The sequence below is a fragment of the Streptomyces sp. NPDC050759 genome, from assembly GCF_044456945.1.
GTDB lineage: Bacteria > Actinomycetota > Actinomycetes > Streptomycetales > Streptomycetaceae > Streptomyces.
On the sequence record NZ_JBITGI010000001.1, the window covers coordinates 38,575 to 54,613 of the forward strand.

Annotated in this window: 10 protein-coding genes; 6 read left to right on the plus strand and 4 right to left on the minus strand. The window is 70.7% G+C overall.

Translation table 11 applies throughout. From position 1 onward, the window contains the following. The first annotated feature begins 47 nt into the window (after positions 1–47). Both ACIBJB_RS00170 and ACIBJB_RS00175 read left to right on the plus strand, forming a co-directional pair. Positions 48–1,187, plus strand: coding sequence for an acyl-CoA dehydrogenase family protein (locus tag ACIBJB_RS00170; protein WP_398924898.1), 1,140 nt, complete (start codon positions 48–50; stop codon positions 1,185–1,187). Then, positions 1,187–2,185: an acyl-CoA dehydrogenase family protein gene (locus tag ACIBJB_RS00175; protein ID WP_398924900.1), complete on the plus strand. Its 999-nt coding sequence runs from the start codon at positions 1,187–1,189 to the stop codon at positions 2,183–2,185. The genes ACIBJB_RS00170 and ACIBJB_RS00175 overlap by 1 nt, the downstream gene beginning before the upstream one ends. Here the strand turns inward: ACIBJB_RS00175 and ACIBJB_RS00180 are convergent. After that, complete coding sequence (locus ACIBJB_RS00180; RefSeq protein WP_398924902.1) at positions 2,163–3,800, minus strand: cytochrome bc complex cytochrome b subunit; 1,638 nt, start codon at positions 3,798–3,800, stop codon at positions 2,163–2,165. The genes ACIBJB_RS00175 and ACIBJB_RS00180 overlap by 23 nt on opposite strands. Positions 3,801–3,981: 181 nt before the next feature. Here ACIBJB_RS00180 and ACIBJB_RS00185 point away from each other — a divergent pair, with 181 nt between their 5' ends. Both ACIBJB_RS00185 and ACIBJB_RS00190 read left to right on the plus strand, forming a co-directional pair. After that, complete coding sequence (locus tag ACIBJB_RS00185) at positions 3,982–4,899, plus strand: rhomboid family intramembrane serine protease (RefSeq protein WP_398924904.1); 918 nt, start codon at positions 3,982–3,984, stop codon at positions 4,897–4,899. Further along, positions 4,896–5,837, plus strand: a complete 942-nt coding sequence (locus ACIBJB_RS00190) for a chitosanase (RefSeq protein ID WP_398924906.1) — start codon at positions 4,896–4,898, stop codon at positions 5,835–5,837. The genes ACIBJB_RS00185 and ACIBJB_RS00190 overlap by 4 nt, the downstream gene beginning before the upstream one ends. 103 nt (positions 5,838–5,940) lie before the next feature. On the opposite strand, the gene ACIBJB_RS00195 is transcribed toward ACIBJB_RS00190, so the two are convergent. From ACIBJB_RS00195 to ACIBJB_RS00205, 3 genes are all read right to left on the minus strand, one after another. Continuing rightward, positions 5,941–7,401 carry a glutamate synthase subunit beta gene (locus ACIBJB_RS00195; RefSeq protein WP_398924908.1) on the minus strand — a complete coding sequence of 487 codons (1,461 nt, stop codon included), beginning with the start codon at positions 7,399–7,401 and terminating at the stop codon, positions 5,941–5,943. Then, positions 7,394–12,001 (minus strand): glutamate synthase large subunit, encoded by a 4,608-nt coding sequence (gltB, locus tag ACIBJB_RS00200; RefSeq protein WP_398924910.1) that lies wholly within the window; start codon positions 11,999–12,001, stop codon positions 7,394–7,396. Before gltB ends, ACIBJB_RS00195 begins: the two co-directional genes overlap by 8 nt. 378 nt (positions 12,002–12,379) lie before the next feature. Next, a complete protein-coding gene (locus ACIBJB_RS00205) occupies positions 12,380–13,111 on the minus strand; it encodes a VIT1/CCC1 transporter family protein (protein ID WP_398924912.1) in 732 nt (243 codons plus the stop codon). Positions 13,112–13,385: 274 nt separating this feature from the next. Between ACIBJB_RS00205 and ACIBJB_RS00210 the strand changes: the two genes are divergently transcribed. Next, positions 13,386–14,486: an ADP-ribosylglycohydrolase family protein gene (locus ACIBJB_RS00210; protein ID WP_398924914.1), complete on the plus strand. Its 1,101-nt coding sequence runs from the start codon at positions 13,386–13,388 to the stop codon at positions 14,484–14,486. Then, positions 14,483–16,033 (plus strand): ADP-ribosylglycohydrolase family protein, encoded by a 1,551-nt coding sequence (locus ACIBJB_RS00215; RefSeq protein ID WP_398924916.1) that lies wholly within the window; start codon positions 14,483–14,485, stop codon positions 16,031–16,033. Before ACIBJB_RS00210 ends, ACIBJB_RS00215 begins: the two co-directional genes overlap by 4 nt. Positions 16,034–16,039 lie beyond the last annotated feature (6 nt).

Here is a 16,039-nt window from a genome sequence, read left to right on the forward strand (position 1 = left end):
AGCGCCACGCTAACCTACCAAACACTTGTTAGGGAAGGATGGCGACCGTGGACCTCACGCACTCTCCGGCCGACGAGGCCTTCCGCGCCGAGGCCCGCTCATGGCTGCACGCGCATGTGCCCGCCTCCCCGCTGCCCTCCCTGGAGACCGAGGAGGGCTTCGCGGCCCATCGCGCGTGGGAGGCGGAACTCGCCGCGGACCGCTGGTCGGTGGTCAACTGGCCGACGGCGTACGGCGGCCGGGACGCGGGGATCGTCCGCTGGCTGGTCTTCGAGGAGGAGTACTACGCGGCCGGGGCCCCCGGACGCGTCAACCAGAACGGCATCAGCCTCCTCGCCCCGACCCTCTTCGACCACGGCACACAGGAGCAGCGGGACCGTGTCCTGCCGTCCATGGCCACCGGGGCGACGGTGTGGGCGCAGGCCTGGTCGGAGCCGGAGGCGGGCTCGGATCTGGCCTCGCTGAGGGCGAAGGGGGTGCGCACGGACGGCGGCTGGCTGCTCAGCGGTCAGAAGACCTGGTCCTCCCGGGCCGCCTTCGCGGACCGCGCCTTCGGACTCTTCCGCACCGACCCCGACGCCCCGAAACCCCACCAGGGCCTGACCTACCTGATGTTCGACCTGCGCGCCCCCGGGGTCACCGTCCGTCCGATCCGCCGCCTCGACGGGAAACCGGCCTTCGCCGAGCTCTTCCTGGACGAGGTGTTCGTGCCGGACGAGGACGTCATCGGCGAGCCCGGCCGGGGCTGGCGGATCGCGATGTCCACGGCGGGCAACGAACGGGGCCTGATGCTGCGCTCACCGGGCCGTTTCCTGGCGGCCGCCGACCGGCTGTTCGCGAGGTGGCAGGCGCAGGGCAGCCCCCATGCGGCTCGGACCCGTGTCGCGGACTCCCTGATCGGCGCCCGCGCCTACCAGCTCTTCACCTACGCGGCCGCCTCCCGCTTCCTGGAGGGCGAGACGCTGGGCCCCGAGTCCAGCCTGAACAAGGTCTTCTGGTCCGAGTACGACATCGCCCTCACCGAGACGGCCCTCGATCTGCTCGGCGAGGAGGGCGAGTTGGCGGACACCGACTGGTCCGAGCGGTACGTCTTCGCGCTGGCCGGCCCCATTTACGCGGGCACGAACGAGATCCAGCGGGACATCATCGCCGAGCGCCTGCTGGGCCTGCCGAAGGGACGCCGGTGATGCGCTTCCTTCTCGACGCCGAGCAGCGGGAGTTCGCCGCCTCCCTGAACGCGATGCTGACGGCCGCGGACACCCCGTCGGTGGTACGGGACTGGAGCCGCGGGGACCACGCGAGCGGGCGCGCGCTGTGGCGCCGTATCGCCGAGGCGGGGGTGTTCGCGCTGGCGGTACCGGAGGCGTACGAGGGACTGGGCCCGCGTCCCGTGGAACTCGCTGTGGCTTTCGTGGAGTTGGGGCGGCATGCGGTACCCGGCCCGTTGGTGGAGACGGTCACGGCGGCGACACTGCTCGCCTCACTGGACGACACGGGCCCGGCGAAGCGGCTGCTGCCCGCTCTGGCCTCGGGTGAGTCCGCGGCGACCGTGGCGATGGGGACGTACACGCTGGACGCGGACATGGCGAACGTACGGTTGGCACTCTCAGCCCGCGGCGGGGGCGATTCCAGCCCCACGCCCGCCCCCACCGAGCTCCGCCTCTCCCCCCCACCCGGCCCTCCGGCCGCGTCCCTCGACCCCGCCCGCCGCCTCTTCCCGACCCTCCCCGGCGGCGCACTCCTCGCCACCGACCCACCCCTGACCCCCGCCCTCCTCATCGCCCGCCTCACCACCGCCGCCCAAGCCCTGGGCGTCGGTCTCGCACTGCTCGACAGAACCGTCGCCCACGTCAAGCGGCGCATCCAGTTCGGCGTCCCCATCGGCTCGTTCCAGGCCGTCAAACACCAACTCGCCGACGCCAGGATCGCGTTGGAGTTCGCCCGCCCCCTCGTCCTCGGCGCCGCCCTGACGATGACCGCGGAAGACGTCGCCGCCGCCAAGGTCACCGCGTGCGAGGCCGCGTACGCCACCGCCCGCACCGCGCTCCAGCTCCACGGCGCGATCGGGTACACGGCGGAGTACGACCTGTCCCTGTGGCTCACCAAGGCCCGCGCCCTGCGCACCGCCTGGGGCAGCCCCGACGAGTGCCGCGACACCGTCCTCAGTGGTGGTCGCCGCTGGTGAGCTCCCGGTACTCCTCCACCGTCGGCTTCTCGATCCGCGTGTCGGGCCCGAACATCGCCCGCGCGAGCCCGGCCCGCACCCGCTGGGAACGCCTGACCGGCCGCCGCACCCCGTTCGCGTCCACGAGCGGCCCGATCTCGTACGGCCGTTCCTGCTCGTGCTGCGTGAGGGTGTGCAGCGCCTCCTGCGCGAGGGGTTCGTGGACCTCGACGTACTCGCCGTGCGGGAGCCGCCGTATCGTGCCGGTCTCGCGGCCGTGCAGCACTTTCTCACGGTCCCGGCGCTGCAGCCCGAGACAGACCCGCTTGGTGACGACGAAGGCGAGCACCGGCACCACGAACACGGACACCCGCACGAACCAGGTGATCGCGTTGATCGACAGATGCAGATGCGTGGCCACGATGTCGTTGCCGCCGCCGATCAGCAGCACCACGTACAGGCTCAGCCAGGCGACCCCAAGACCCGTGCGGACGGGCACGTTGCGCGGCCGGTCCAGGATGTGGTGCTCGCGTTTGTCGCCGGTGATCCACGCCTCGACGAAGGGATAGACCCCGAGCGCGAGCAGGATCAGCGGGAAGAGGGAGAAGGGGATGAAGACACCGGGCTCCAGGGTGTGGCCCCAGAAGTTGATCTCCCATCCCGGCATCACCCGGATCAGGCCCTCGGAGAAGCCCAGGTACCAGTCGGGCTGGGCGCCGGTGGTCACCAGGTGCGGGCTGTACGGTCCGAACGCCCACACGGGGTTGATCTGGGCGAGGCCGCCCATGAGCGCCAGCACGCCGAAGGTCAGGAAGAAGAAGCCGCCCGCCTTGGCCATGTAGACCGGCAGGAAGGGCATGCCGACCACGGACTTGTTGTCGCGGCCGGGCCCCGGGTACTGGGTGTGCTTGTGGTAGAAGACCAGGATCAGATGGGCGACCACCAGGCCGAGCATGATCCCGGGCAGCACCAGCACATGGATCGGGAAGAGCCTGGGGATGATGTCGTGCCCCGGGAACTCCCCGCCGAACAGGAAGAACGACAGATACGTCCCGACGATCGGGACGGACAGGATCGCCCCGTCGGCGAACCGGATGCCGGTGCCGGAGAGCAGGTCGTCGGGGAGGGAGTAGCCGGTCAGACCGGTGATGATGCCGAGGAACAGCAGGGTCCAGCCGAACACCCAGTTGAGCTCGCGCGGCTTGCGGAAGGCGCCGGTGAAGAACACCCGCATCATGTGCACGAGCATGCCGGTGACGAAGACCAGCGCCGCCCAGTGGTGGATCTGCCGGATCAGCAGTCCGCCGCGCACATCGAAACTGATGTCGAGCGTGGACTCGTAGGCCCTGGTCATCACCACGCCGTTGAGGGGCTCGTAGGAGCCGTGGTAGACGACCTCGACCCCGCTGGGCTCGAAGAACAGGGTGAGATAGACGCCCGTGAGGATCAGGATGAGGAAGCTGTAGAGACAGATCTCGCCCAGCATGAACGACCAGTGGTCCGGAAAGACCTTGCGCATGTTGGCCTTGGCCAGCGCGTACAGGCCCAGCCGTCCGTCGGCCCAGTCGGCGAGCTTCTCGCCCTTTCCGGCCGCTCCGCCACGCGTGCCCTGGTTCACCGATCGTGCGCCGTCCATGAGTCGTCGCCTCCCCGTCGGATCAACTTCAGGGTGGCACGACGCGTGGATGATGCCAACGGGGCGGGCAGCCTCCTGAATCCGGCCCCGCCGCTCTGCTACCGCACCGGCGTTCGCTATTTTGTTCGCCGCCGACCCCACCGGCTCAAGATCACCCCTGTCACACCGAGGAGAGCCGGCCGTGGAACCCGAGTCCGCCGTCACCACCTGCTATCGCCATCCCAAGGTGGAGTCCCACGTCCGCTGCACCCGCTGCGAGCGCTACATCTGCCCGGACTGCATGCGGGAGGCGGCGGTCGGCCACCAGTGCCCGGAGTGCGTGCGGGAGGGGGCACGGTCGATACGGCAGGCCCGGACCGCGTTCGGCGGGCGGATCACGGCCGTCCCCCTGGTGACGTACGTCCTGATCGGCCTCAACGTGCTCGCCTATGTCGGCGAGCTCGTGCGCCCGGCGATCGTGGACCGGTTCGAGATGCTGGGCATCGGCCTGCGCGGCCCGGACGGCGGCCACTACGCGTGGCAGGCCATCTATCCCGCCGACTTCCACGTCGAGGGTGTCGTCGACGGCGAGTGGTACCGGCTGCTGACCGGCGCGTTCCTCCATCTGCCGCCCACCGGGGGCACGTTCGGGATCCTGCACATCGTGATGAACATGGTGTCGCTGTGGAACATCGGCCGGGTGGTGGAGGTCCAGCTCGGCCGTCTGAGGTACGTCGTCCTCTATCTGCTGTCCGCGCTCGGCGGCTCGGTCCTCGTCCTGCTGGTCGCGCCCACCGAGGCCACGCTCGGCGCCTCCGGTGCGATCTTCGGGCTCGGCGCCGCGTACTACGTGATGGCCCGCCGCCTCGGCGCCGACATGGCCCAGGTGAACCGCTTCATGGCGGGCCTGCTGCTGTGGCTGGTGATCTCCGCGGGACTGACCTCCTGGCAGGGCCACCTCGGCGGCCTGCTCGCCGGAGCCGTCGTCACCCTCGCCTACGCCTACGCGCCCCGGGACAGCCGTCGCGCCCTGGTGCAGGCTGGAGCATGTGCCGTACTGCTGGTGGTGCTCCTGGTGTCTGCCTGGGCCAAGGTCGCCGAACTGACGGGAGCGCAGTGAAAGGCGCCCGCCTGCTGCTCCTCGCGGCCGTCCCCGTGGTCGCCACGGCGTCGGTCTACCTCCTCGCGCCCGAGGACCCCGGCGCGGGAGGGGCCGGCCCGGACCTCTCCTCGGCCTACCGTTCGCAGGCGGCCCAGGACGCCGAGGGCGCCCAGGGTGCCAAGGCCTGGGCCGAGCGGTCAGAGGGGGCGAGGAGCGCGGAGGACAAGGCGGTCATCGCCGACCTGCCGCCGGGCCTGGCCGCGCCCGCCGAGAAGGAGCTCGCCCAGCAGCTCGTGGCCAGCGCCGAGAACTCCACCCTCGACTGGCGCAGCGCCTACGCCTACATCGAGGACATCGGCGACGGCCAGGGCTACACGGCCGGCATCATCGGCTTCTGCACCGGCACCAGCGACCTGCTCGCCCTCGTCGAGGGCTACACGAAGGCCCACCCCGGCAACGGTCTCGCGAGGTACCTCCCCGCGCTGCGCGCGGTCGACGGCACGGACTCCCACGAGGGCCTGGACCCGGGCTTCACGGCCGCCTGGAAGGCGGAAGCGCGGGTCCCGGCCTTCCAGAAGGCCCAGGACACGGCACGTGACCGCGTCTACTTCGACCCAGCGGTGCGCCTCGCCAAGCTCGACGGCCTCGGCGCCCTCGGCCAGTTCGTCTACTACGACGCCATGGTCTTCCACGGCCCCGGCACCGACCCCACCAGCTTCTACGGCCTGCGCGAACGCGCCGTCCAGAAGTCCGACAGCCCGACCGAGGGCGGCTCGGAGAAGGCCTACCTCGACACCTTCCTCGACCTCCGCGAGGACGCCATGCGCACCCGCGACGCGGACATCGACACCACCCGCGTCGACACCGCGCAACGACGCTTCCTTGACGACGGGAACCTGGACCTGAGGACGCCGCTGGAGTGGCAGGTGTACGGGGAGACGTTCCGGGTGCCGTAGGAGAACATGCGACGGTGCCCGCCCCTCGTCCGGTCGGGGACTGGGAGGGCGGACACCGTCAGCGTTCCGTACGCCGTTGTACGGGACGTTTCTTGACCGACCGTCAGACCATCAGGGAGCGGTCCGTCGGCCGGATCGGCGCGGGCAGTTCACTCGCACCGGTCAGGAAGCGGTCGCAGCCGCGGGCGGCCGAGCGGCCCTCCGCGATCGCCCACACGATGAGCGACTGGCCGCGGCCCGCGTCACCGGCGACGAAGACGCCCGGCACGTTGGTCTGGAAGTCGTCGTCGCGGGCGATGTTGCCGCGCTCGTCGAGCTCCAGGCCGAACTGGTCCACGAGACCGTTCTCGCGGTCCGTGCCCGTGAAACCCATGGCCAGCGTGACCAGCTGGGCGGGGATCTTGCGCTCCGTGCCCGGCTTCGGGGTCAGCTTGCCGTCGATGAACTCGACCTCGGTGAGGTGCAGCCACTGGACGTTGCCGTCCTCGTCGCCCTCGAAGTGGGTCGTCGAGACGGAGTAGACCCGCTCGCCGCCCTCCTCGTGCGCGGACGTGACCTTGTAGAGCATCGGGAAGGTCGGCCACGGCTGGTGCGGGGCACGGTCCTCGCCGGGCCTCGGCATGATCTCCAGCTGGGTGACCGAGGCCGCGCCCTGGCGGTGGGCGGTGCCCACGCAGTCGGCGCCGGTGTCGCCGCCGCCGATGACGATGACGTGCTTGCCCTCGGCCGTGATGGGGGGCGCCACGTAGTCGCCCTCCTGCACCTTGTTGGCCAGCGGCAGGTACTCCATGGCCTGGTGGATGCCCTTGAGCTCGCGGCCGGGGACCGGCAGGTCACGGGCGGTCGTGGCGCCGGCGGCGATGACGATCGCGTCGTAGCGCTTCTTCAGGTCGGTCGCCCTGAGGTCGCGGCCGATCTCGATGCCGGTACGGAAGCGGGTGCCCTCCGCGCGCATCTGCTCGATACGGCGGTTGATGTGCCGCTTCTCCATCTTGAACTCGGGGATGCCGTACCGGAGAAGGCCTCCGATGCGGTCCGCGCGCTCGTAGACGGCGACGGTGTGACCGGCCCGGGTGAGCTGCTGCGCGGCGGCGAGACCGGCGGGTCCCGACCCGATGACCGCGACGGTCTTGCCGGACAGGCGCTCGGGGGCCTGCGGCTCGACGTCACCGCTGTCCCACGCCTTGTCGATGATCGAGACCTCGACGTTCTTGATGGTGACCGGCGGCTGGTTGATGCCGAGCACACACGCCGACTCGCAGGGAGCGGGGCACAGGCGACCGGTGAACTCCGGGAAGTTGTTGGTCGCGTGCAGCCGCTCGGAGGCGGCGGACCAGTCCTCGCGGTAGGCGAAGTCGTTCCACTCGGGGATGAGGTTCCCGAGCGGACAGCCGTTGTGACAGAACGGGATGCCGCAGTCCATGCAGCGGCTGGCCTGCTTGCTGATGATCGGCAGCAGGGAGCCGGGGACGTAGACCTCGTTCCAGTCCTTCAGACGTACGTCGACCGGGCGGGACTTGGCGACCTCACGGCCGTGGTTCAGGAAGCCCTTCGGGTCAGCCATTGATCGCCGCCTCCATCATCTTCTCGGTGATCTCGGACTCGGAGAGTCCCGCCTGCTCGGCGGCGTCCTTGGCGGCGAGCACTGCCTTGTACGTGCTGGGGATGATCTTGCTGAAGCGTTCGACCGCGGTGTCCCAGTCGGCGAGCAGCTTCTCGGCGACCGTGGAGGCGGTCTCCTCCTGGTGGCGGCGCACCACGTCGTGCAGCCACTGCTTGTCGGCGTCGTCGAGCGCTTCGACGGCGCCCGCGTTGCCGACGTTGACGTTGTCGGGGTCGAGGTCGATCACGTAGGCGATACCGCCGGACATGCCGGCCGCGAAGTTGCGGCCGGTCTCGCCGAGGACCACCGCGTGACCGCCGGTCATGTACTCGCAGCCGTGGTCGCCCACGCCCTCCGAGACGACCAGCGCACCGGAGTTGCGGACGCAGAACCGCTCGCCTGAACGACCGCGCAGGAACAGCTCGCCACCGGTCGCGCCGTAGGCGATGGTGTTGCCGGCGATCGTCGAGAACTCGGCGAGGTGGTCGGCACCCCGGTCCGGGCGCACGATCACCCGGCCACCGGAGAGGCCCTTGCCGACGTAGTCGTTGGCGTCGCCCTCCAGGCGCAGCGTGACACCGCGCGGGAGGAAGGCGCCGAAGGACTGGCCGGCGGAGCCCGTGAAGGTGATGTCGATGGTGTCGTCGGGCAGGCCCGCGCCGCCGAACTTCTTCGTCACCTCGTGGCCGAGCATGGTGCCGACCGTGCGGTTGATGTTGCGGATGGCGACCTGGGCGCGCACCGGCTGGGCGTCGGTCGCCGAGTCGGCGGCCAGGGCGTCGGCGGCGAGCTTGATGAGCTCGTTGTCGAGCGCCTTCTCCAGGCCGTGGTCCTGCTCGATGACCTGGTGCAGCGCGGCACCGTCGGGCAGCTCGGGCACGTAGAAGAGCGGGGACAGGTCCAGGCCCTGCGCCTTCCAGTGGTTGACGGCCCGCTCGACGTCGAGCGCCTCCGCGTGACCGACGGCCTCCTCGATGGAGCGGAAACCCAGCTCGGCGAGGAGCTCGCGGACCTCTTCGGCGATGAACCTGAAGAAGTTCACGACGTACTCGGCCTTGCCGGTGAACCGGTCGCGGAGCACCGGGTTCTGGGTGGCGATGCCGACCGGGCAGGTGTCCAGGTGGCAGACGCGCATCATGACGCAGCCCGACACGACGAGCGGCGCGGTCGCGAAACCGAACTCCTCGGCGCCGAGCAGCGCGGCGATGACCACGTCACGGCCGGTCTTGAGCTGACCGTCGGTCTGGACGACGATCCGGTCGCGCAGGCCGTTGAGCAGCAGGGTCTGCTGGGTCTCGGCGAGACCGAGCTCCCAGGGACCGCCCGCGTGCTTGAGGGAGGTCAGCGGGGAGGCACCGGTACCACCGTCGTGACCGGAGATCAGGACGACGTCCGCGTGCGCCTTGGACACACCCGCCGCGACCGTGCCGACGCCGACCTCGGAGACCAGCTTCACGTGAATCCGCGCCTGCGGGTTCGCGTTCTTCAGGTCGTGGATCAGCTGGGCCAGGTCCTCGATGGAGTAGATGTCGTGGTGCGGCGGCGGGGAGATCAGGCCCACGCCCGGGGTGCTGTGCCGGGTCCTGGCGACCCACGGGTAGACCTTGTGGCCGGGCAGCTGGCCGCCCTCGCCGGGCTTGGCGCCCTGGGCCATCTTGATCTGGATGTCGTCCGCGTTGACCAGGTACTCGGAGGTCACGCCGAAGCGGCCGGAGGCGACCTGCTTGATCGACGAACGCCGCGCCGGGTCGTACAGCCGGTCCGCGTCCTCGCCGCCCTCACCGGTGTTGGACTTGCCGCCCAGCTGGTTCATGGCGATGGCGAGGGTCTCGTGCGCCTCCTTGGAGATGGAGCCGTACGACATGGCGCCGGTGGAGAAACGCTTGACGATCTCGGAGACCGGCTCGACCTCGTCGACGGAGATCGGCTGACGGTCCGACTTGAAGCCGAACAGGCCGCGCAGCGTCATCAGGCGCTCGGACTGCTCGTTCACACGGTCCGTGTACTTCTTGAAGATGTCGTAGCGGTTCGCGCGCGTCGAGTGCTGGAGGCGGAAGACCGTCTCCGGGTCGAACAGGTGCGGCTCGCCCTCGCGGCGCCACTGGTACTCGCCGCCTATCTCGAGGGCGCGGTGCGCGGGCGCGATGCCGGAGGCGGGGTACGCCTTGGCGTGCCGGGCGGCGACCTCCTTGGCGATGACGTCGATGCCGACGCCGCCGATCTTGGACGCCGTACCGCTGAAGTACTTCTGCACGAAGCTCTCTTCGAGACCGACGGCCTCGAAGACCTGGGCGCCCCGGTAGGAGGCGACGGTCGAGATGCCCATCTTCGACATGACCTTGAGGACGCCCTTGCCCAGGGCGTAGATCAGGTTGCGGATGGCCTGCTCGGGCTCCAGGCCGTTCAGGAAGGTGCCCGCGCGCAGGAGGTCCTCGACGGACTCCATGGCGAGGTACGGGTTCACGGCCGCGGCGCCGAAGCCGATCAGCAGGGCGACGTGGTGGACCTCGCGGACGTCACCGGCCTCGACCAGCAGGCCCACCTGGGTGCGCTGCTTGGTGCGGATGAGGTGGTGGTGGACGGCCGCGGTGAGCAGCAGCGACGGGATCGGCGCGTGCTCGGCGTCCGAGTGGCGGTCGGAGAGGACGATCAGCCGGGCGCCGTTGTCGATGGCGGCGTCCGCCTCGGTGCAGATCTCCTCGATGCGCGCGGCGAGGGAGTCGCCGCCGCCGGAGACCCGGTACAGGCCGGAGAGGGTCGCGGCCTTGAAGCCGGGCATGTCGCCGTCGGCGTTGATGTGGATGAGCTTGGCGAGCTCGTCGTTGTCGATCACCGGGAAGGGCAGCACGACGGAACGGCAGGAGGCGGCGCTCGGGTCGAGCAGGTTGCCCTGCGGGCCGAGGGCCGAGCGCAGCGAGGTGACGAGCTCCTCGCGGATCGCGTCCAGCGGCGGGTTGGTGACCTGCGCGAACAGCTGGGTGAAGTAGTCGAAGAGCAGACGCGGTCGCTCGCTCAGCGCGGCGATCGGCGAGTCCGTACCCATCGAACCGATGGGCTCGGCACCGGCCTTGGCCATCGGCGCGAGGAGGACGCGCAGCTCTTCCTCGGTGTAGCCGAAGGTCTGCTGGCGGCGGGTGACCGAGGCGTGGGTGTGCACGATGTGCTCGCGCTCGGGCAGGTCGCCGAGCTCGATCTCGCCGGCCTCCAGCCACTCCGCGTACGGCTGCTCGGTGGCCAGGCCGGCCTTGATCTCGTCGTCCTCGATGATGCGGTGCTCGACGGTGTCGACGAGGAACATCCGGCCGGGCTGCAGGCGGCCCTTGCGGACGACCTTGGCGGGGTCGATGTCGAGGACGCCGACCTCGGAGCCGAGGACGACGAGGCCGTCGTCGGTGACCCAGTAGCGGCCGGGTCGAAGGCCGTTGCGGTCGAGGACCGCGCCGACCTGCTTGCCGTCGGTGAAGGTGACACAGGCCGGGCCGTCCCAGGGCTCCATCAGGTTGGAGTGGAACTGGTAGAAGGCGCGGCGGGCCGACTCCATGGAGTCGTGGTTCTCCCACGCCTCCGGGATCATCATGAGCACGGAGTGCGGCAGCGAACGGCCGCCCAGGTGCAGGAGTTCGAGGACCTCGTCGAAGGACGCCGAGTCGGAGGCGTCCGGCGTACAGATCGGGAAGACGCGCTCGAGGGTCTTGTCGTCGTTGCCGAACAGGTCCGAGACCAGCTGGGACTCGCGGGCCGCCATCCAGTTGCGGTTGCCCTTGACGGTGTTGATCTCACCGTTGTGCGCGACGAAGCGGTACGGGTGCGCGAGCGGCCAGGACGGGAAGGTGTTCGTGGAGAACCGGGAGTGCACGAGCGCGATCGCGGAGGCGAAGCGGCGGTCGGACAGGTCCGGGAAGAAGGGCTCCAGCTGGCCGGTGGTCAGCATGCCCTTGTAGACGATGGTCCGCGCGGACAGCGAGGGGAAGTAGACGTCGACCTCGCGCTCGGCGCGCTTGCGCAGCACGAAGGCCTTGCGGTCGAGGTCGATGTCCGTGGCGGGGACGGCCGAGCCGTCGGCGACGAAGATCTGGTGGAACGCCGGCATCGTCGAGCGGGCGGTGGCGCCGAGCAGCTCGGGGGCGACCGGGACCTCGCGCCAGCCGAGGACGGTGAGGCCCTCTTCGGCGGCGATCGTCTCGATGCGCGAGACGGCGTCCTCGACGCCGTCCTCCGGCAGGAAGGCGGTACCGACGGCGTACGCACCGGCCGCGGGCAGCTCGAAGCCGGCCACCTCGCGGAAGAAGGCGTCCGGAACCTGGGACAGGATGCCCGCGCCGTCACCCGAGTCGGGCTCGGCGCCGGTGGCACCGCGGTGCTCCAGGTTGCGCAGAACGGTGAGCGCCTGCTCGACCAGCGCATGGCTCGCCTCGCCGGTGAGGGTGGCCACGAAGCCGACGCCACAGGCGTCGCGCTCGTTGCGGGGGTCGTACATACCCTGCGCAGCAGGGCGAGCATCCATGAACGACCACTTCTGGCCACTCGTGGAGTGCTGGGACGGCTGGCGCGGCGTACGCATCGGCTCTCCCGTCGTCGTCAATTGGCATATTCAGCTTGCCGAGGGACGACGTTGGCCCTCTGCGTAAGTGCAAAATTTCGTGCAGGTTACATGATGGAGCGGATCTCGGGAACCGGATACTCCGTTCCAACATGCGGACGCCACGGCATGCGAGGGGGGTGTCGCACACGTGGCTTGAAGTATGTGGGGACCGAGCCGGACCGATCGGTCAGATCGTCGTCCGTCGGCCCAGGGGCGGCGAAGGCGTCGTCGCCGACCCCGCGAGTGCGCCGCAAGCATCATTGCCCGCAGCGCTTACGGCTCATGCCCAGTGGTTAAGCATTCGAAACCAGCGAGTAACGGCTACTTATGCGGTCCCTCGCATAAGTAGCAGCCGATCTATCCTACGGCCGTTCCGAACAAACTGCCCAGGGCGTACGTCACACCGGCCGCCGCGCCCCCCAGAGCGAGCTGCCGGAGTCCGCTGTACCACCAGGTCCGCGCGGTCACCCTGGCCACGACGGCGCCGCAACCGAACAGCCCGACCAGAGCGAGCAGCAGGGCGGGCCACAGGGTGGTCGCCCCGAGCAGATACGGCAGGACGGGCAGCAGGGCACCCAGGGCGAAGGACCCGAAGCTGGACACGGCGGCGACGAGCGGCGAGGGCAGGTCACCCGGGTCGATCCCCAGCTCCTCACGGGCATGGATCTCCAGAGCCTGCTCGGGATCCCTCGACAACTGCCGGGCCACCTCGCGCGCCAGCTCGGGCTCGACGCCCCGCCCCTCGTACAGGGCGGCGAGTTCGGCCTCCTCGTCCTGGGGGTGCTTCCGCAACTCCCGGCGCTCCACGTCCAGCTCGGCCTCGACGAGCTCGCGCTGGGAGGCGACGGAGGTGTACTCACCGGCAGCCATGGAGAAGGCGCCGGCCGCGAGTCCCGCGAGTCCGGTCAGCACGATGGTGTGCTGGCCGACGGCCCCGCCGGCGACACCGGTCATCAGCGCGAGGTTGGAGACCAGTCCGTCCATGGCACCGAAAACGGCGGGCCTGAGCCAGCCGCCGTTCACGTCCCGGTGCGTGTGGTTGTCCCGGTGCGCCTCGTGCAGTGGCGCCTCGATGTCGATGATGGCCATTCCGGTCCCCCAGGGAAGCTAAGCCAAAGCTAACTTTGGACACGTTCTAATTCTTAACAACGCTCACAGTACGACGGCCCATTCCCGCCCGCCAGCAAGGAAAGGCTGGGCTAACCAGCGGCTTTGCCTTCGAATGCGCAGACGATCGGTTCACCGCTCAGATGTCGACCGGGTGATGCTGGGGCTTCGGAGGCTCAGGTCAACCGCCGATGGTGGGACACATGCGCAAAGGGTTCCGCGCCCCATGTGGAACCCCCTCCGGGAGAGGCCGCGTATGGCATCGATCGCCTGCATTCCCTCGGTCCCCGCGCCCGAGGACGCCACGGAACTCCGCGAGCGGGCCCGCGGCGCCCTGCTCGGCCTGGCGGTCGGGGACGCCCTGGGAGCCCCCGCCGAGAACATGAAGCCGTCGGAGATCCGCGCCCGCTGGGGCCGTATCGAGGGCTATGTGCTGGACGAGCCGGCCGGCACGGACGACACCCAGTACGCGATCTTCTCCGGCCTGCTGCTGGCCCGCCATGGCTCGGCCCTCACCCCCTCCCACGTGGAGGCGGCCTGGCACGAGTGGATCGCGGACCGCGACGAGGGCCCGTTCCGGGGTGCGGGCTTCAGCGAGCGCGGCACGCTGGAGAACCTGCGCCGTGGCCTGGCGGCCCCCATCTCGGCGCAGCACCGCCACGCCTGGAGTGACGGCCTGGCCATGCGGGCGGCCCCCTTCGGCGTCTTCGCGGCGGGCCGCCCCGCGGAGGCGGCCCGCCTGGTGGCGATCGACGGCTCGGTGAGCCACGACGGCGAGGGCATCTACGGCGGCCAGGCGGTGGCGGCGGGAGTCGCGGCGGCGATGACGGGCGCCCCCACCGTCGTGGTCGTCGCGACCGCGCTGGCGGTGATCCCGGACGACAGCTGGACGGCCCGGTCCCTGCGCCGGGCCGTGGCCGTGGCGCACCGGGGCGAAAGGGCAGTCCGCTCCGCGGTGGTGATCGGCGGCTACCCGTGGACCGACCTGGCCCCGGAGGCGGTGGCCCTGGCCTTCGGCGCGTACGCGGCGGCCGACGGCGACTTCCGCGAGGCGGTCCTGACGGCGGTGAACATGGGGAGGGACGCGGACACGACGGCGGCGGTGGCGGGGGCCCTGGCGGGAGCGACGAGGGGAGCGTCGGCGATCCCGGCGGACTGGGCCTCGGCGATCGGCCCGGCGAGCGGCAGCTGCCTTCCCTCCATGGCAGGCCATCACGTACTGGACGTGGCGGAGTTGCTGGTACCGGGCGAGGACAAGAAGTGGGCCACGACCGGCCTCACCCGGCCCCCATGGCCACCTCCGGACCCGGACACCTTCACCCTGGCGGCGGACGTCAACGCAGGAGCGGACCATTGAGGCCGCCGGAACCCTGGGCGGAGGCCCCGGGGCCCACTCCCACACGAACCGCCCCCACTTCGACAGCCCGCCCGACCACCTCCGACACCACAACCCTCCCGACCGCCTCGGAAACCACCACCCGGCCAACCGCCTGCAGCCCCACGACCGCGCCGACCGCCCCCAGCACCACGGCCCCGCCGACCACCACCGGCCCCGCCGAACCCGCGCCCCCGGCGAAGCCGCTCCAACCCGCGGACGCCGACGGCGAGTTCGCCCCACAGGGGCCACCCGCACCCGACCACGAAAGCCGCACGGGCGGTGCGGGTGGGAACGACAAAAAGGCCGAAGGCGAAGCCGAGGCCACCCACGCACCACAGCTGCCGCAGGCGACCCGCGAAGCCGAGGCCACCCACGCACCGCAGCTGCCGCAGGCGACCCGCGAAGCCGAGGCCGGACAAAGAGTCCAGGGACTCCTCCTCGGCCTCGCCGCAGGCGACGCCGCCGGCTGGCCAGCCGCCCGCCACAGAGCCGCCCGCATGCCCGACTGGACCCGCCGCCTCACCCGCGAACTCGACACCTTCGCCGAACAGAACGCCACCACCACCCTCCCCGTCCCCATCGCCCTCAACCAACCCCCCGAACCCCTCCGCCTCGGCCCCTCCGACGACGCCGAATGGGCGGCCTTCACCGCGGAAGCCCTCCTCAGGGCAGGCGACGGCACCGCCCACGGCGACCTGACCAGAGATCGCCGTACGAGAGCCGCCATCGACCTCACCTGGAACGCCCTCGCCGCCGAAGTGGCCGCCGCGGCGCACCGCGCCCCCGAGATCGAGTCCGCCGTCCTCCCCCTCCGCGCCCGTATCTCCGTCAGAGCGGGGCTCGGCAACCTCGCCACCGGACTGCGTCCACCCGCCACCGGCCACGACAACCCGCACTACTTCGACGACGCGGCCTGTATCAGAGCCTGTGTCCTCGCCGTCGCCCACCCCGGCGACCCCCGACTCGCCGCGGACCTGGCCGAGTTCGACGCCCGCTACACCCAGGACGGAGACGGCGTCCACGGAGCACGGGCGATGGCCGCGGCCGTCTCCCTGGCCCTGACGGGCACCCCCCTCGAGGCCTGCGTGACAGCCGCCCTCACCGAACTCCCCGAGGAGACGGAGATCGGCCGCAACGCCCGCCACGCCCTGCACCTCGCCCGGTCCGCGGACACCGCCTTCGCCCTGATCCCCGCCCTGGAACACGAGATCGTCGACCACGTCTACAGCTACGGCATCGCGGCCGCCGAAACCGTCCCCGTGGCCCTGGCCCTGGCCAGTGCCGCACAGGGCCGTATCGCCGAGGCGATCCCCGCCGCGGCCTGTCTCTCCCGGGTCGCCGACTCGGCCCCCGCCCTGGTGGGCGCGCTCACCGGGGCGCTGGGCGGCGCCGGCGCGATCCCCGACACCTGGCGGAACACCTGCCGGACACTCTCCGGCTGCGCCCTCCCCCGCCTCACCGGCACGGACCTCGTAGAACTCGCCGAACTCCTGGTAGCCGCACAACCGCCCCTCCCAGGAGGATGATTCCGG

What these genes read in the sequence shown, in the direction of transcription:
- ACIBJB_RS00210 (WP_398924914.1), top strand. Translation starts at nt 13,386, where the DNA reads ATGGCATCGATCGCCTGCATTCCCTCGGTCCCCGCGCCCGAGGACGCC.
- gltB (WP_398924910.1), bottom strand. Translation starts at nt 12,001, where the DNA reads ATGCGTACGCCGCGCCAGCCGTCCCAGCACTCCACGAGTGGCCAGAAG.
- ACIBJB_RS00205 (WP_398924912.1), bottom strand. Translation starts at nt 13,111, where the DNA reads ATGGCCATCATCGACATCGAGGCGCCACTGCACGAGGCGCACCGGGAC.
- ACIBJB_RS00175 (WP_398924900.1), top strand. Translation starts at nt 1,187, where the DNA reads ATGCGCTTCCTTCTCGACGCCGAGCAGCGGGAGTTCGCCGCCTCCCTG.
- ACIBJB_RS00180 (WP_398924902.1), bottom strand. Translation starts at nt 3,800, where the DNA reads ATGGACGGCGCACGATCGGTGAACCAGGGCACGCGTGGCGGAGCGGCC.
- ACIBJB_RS00195 (WP_398924908.1), bottom strand. Translation starts at nt 7,401, where the DNA reads ATGGCTGACCCGAAGGGCTTCCTGAACCACGGCCGTGAGGTCGCCAAG.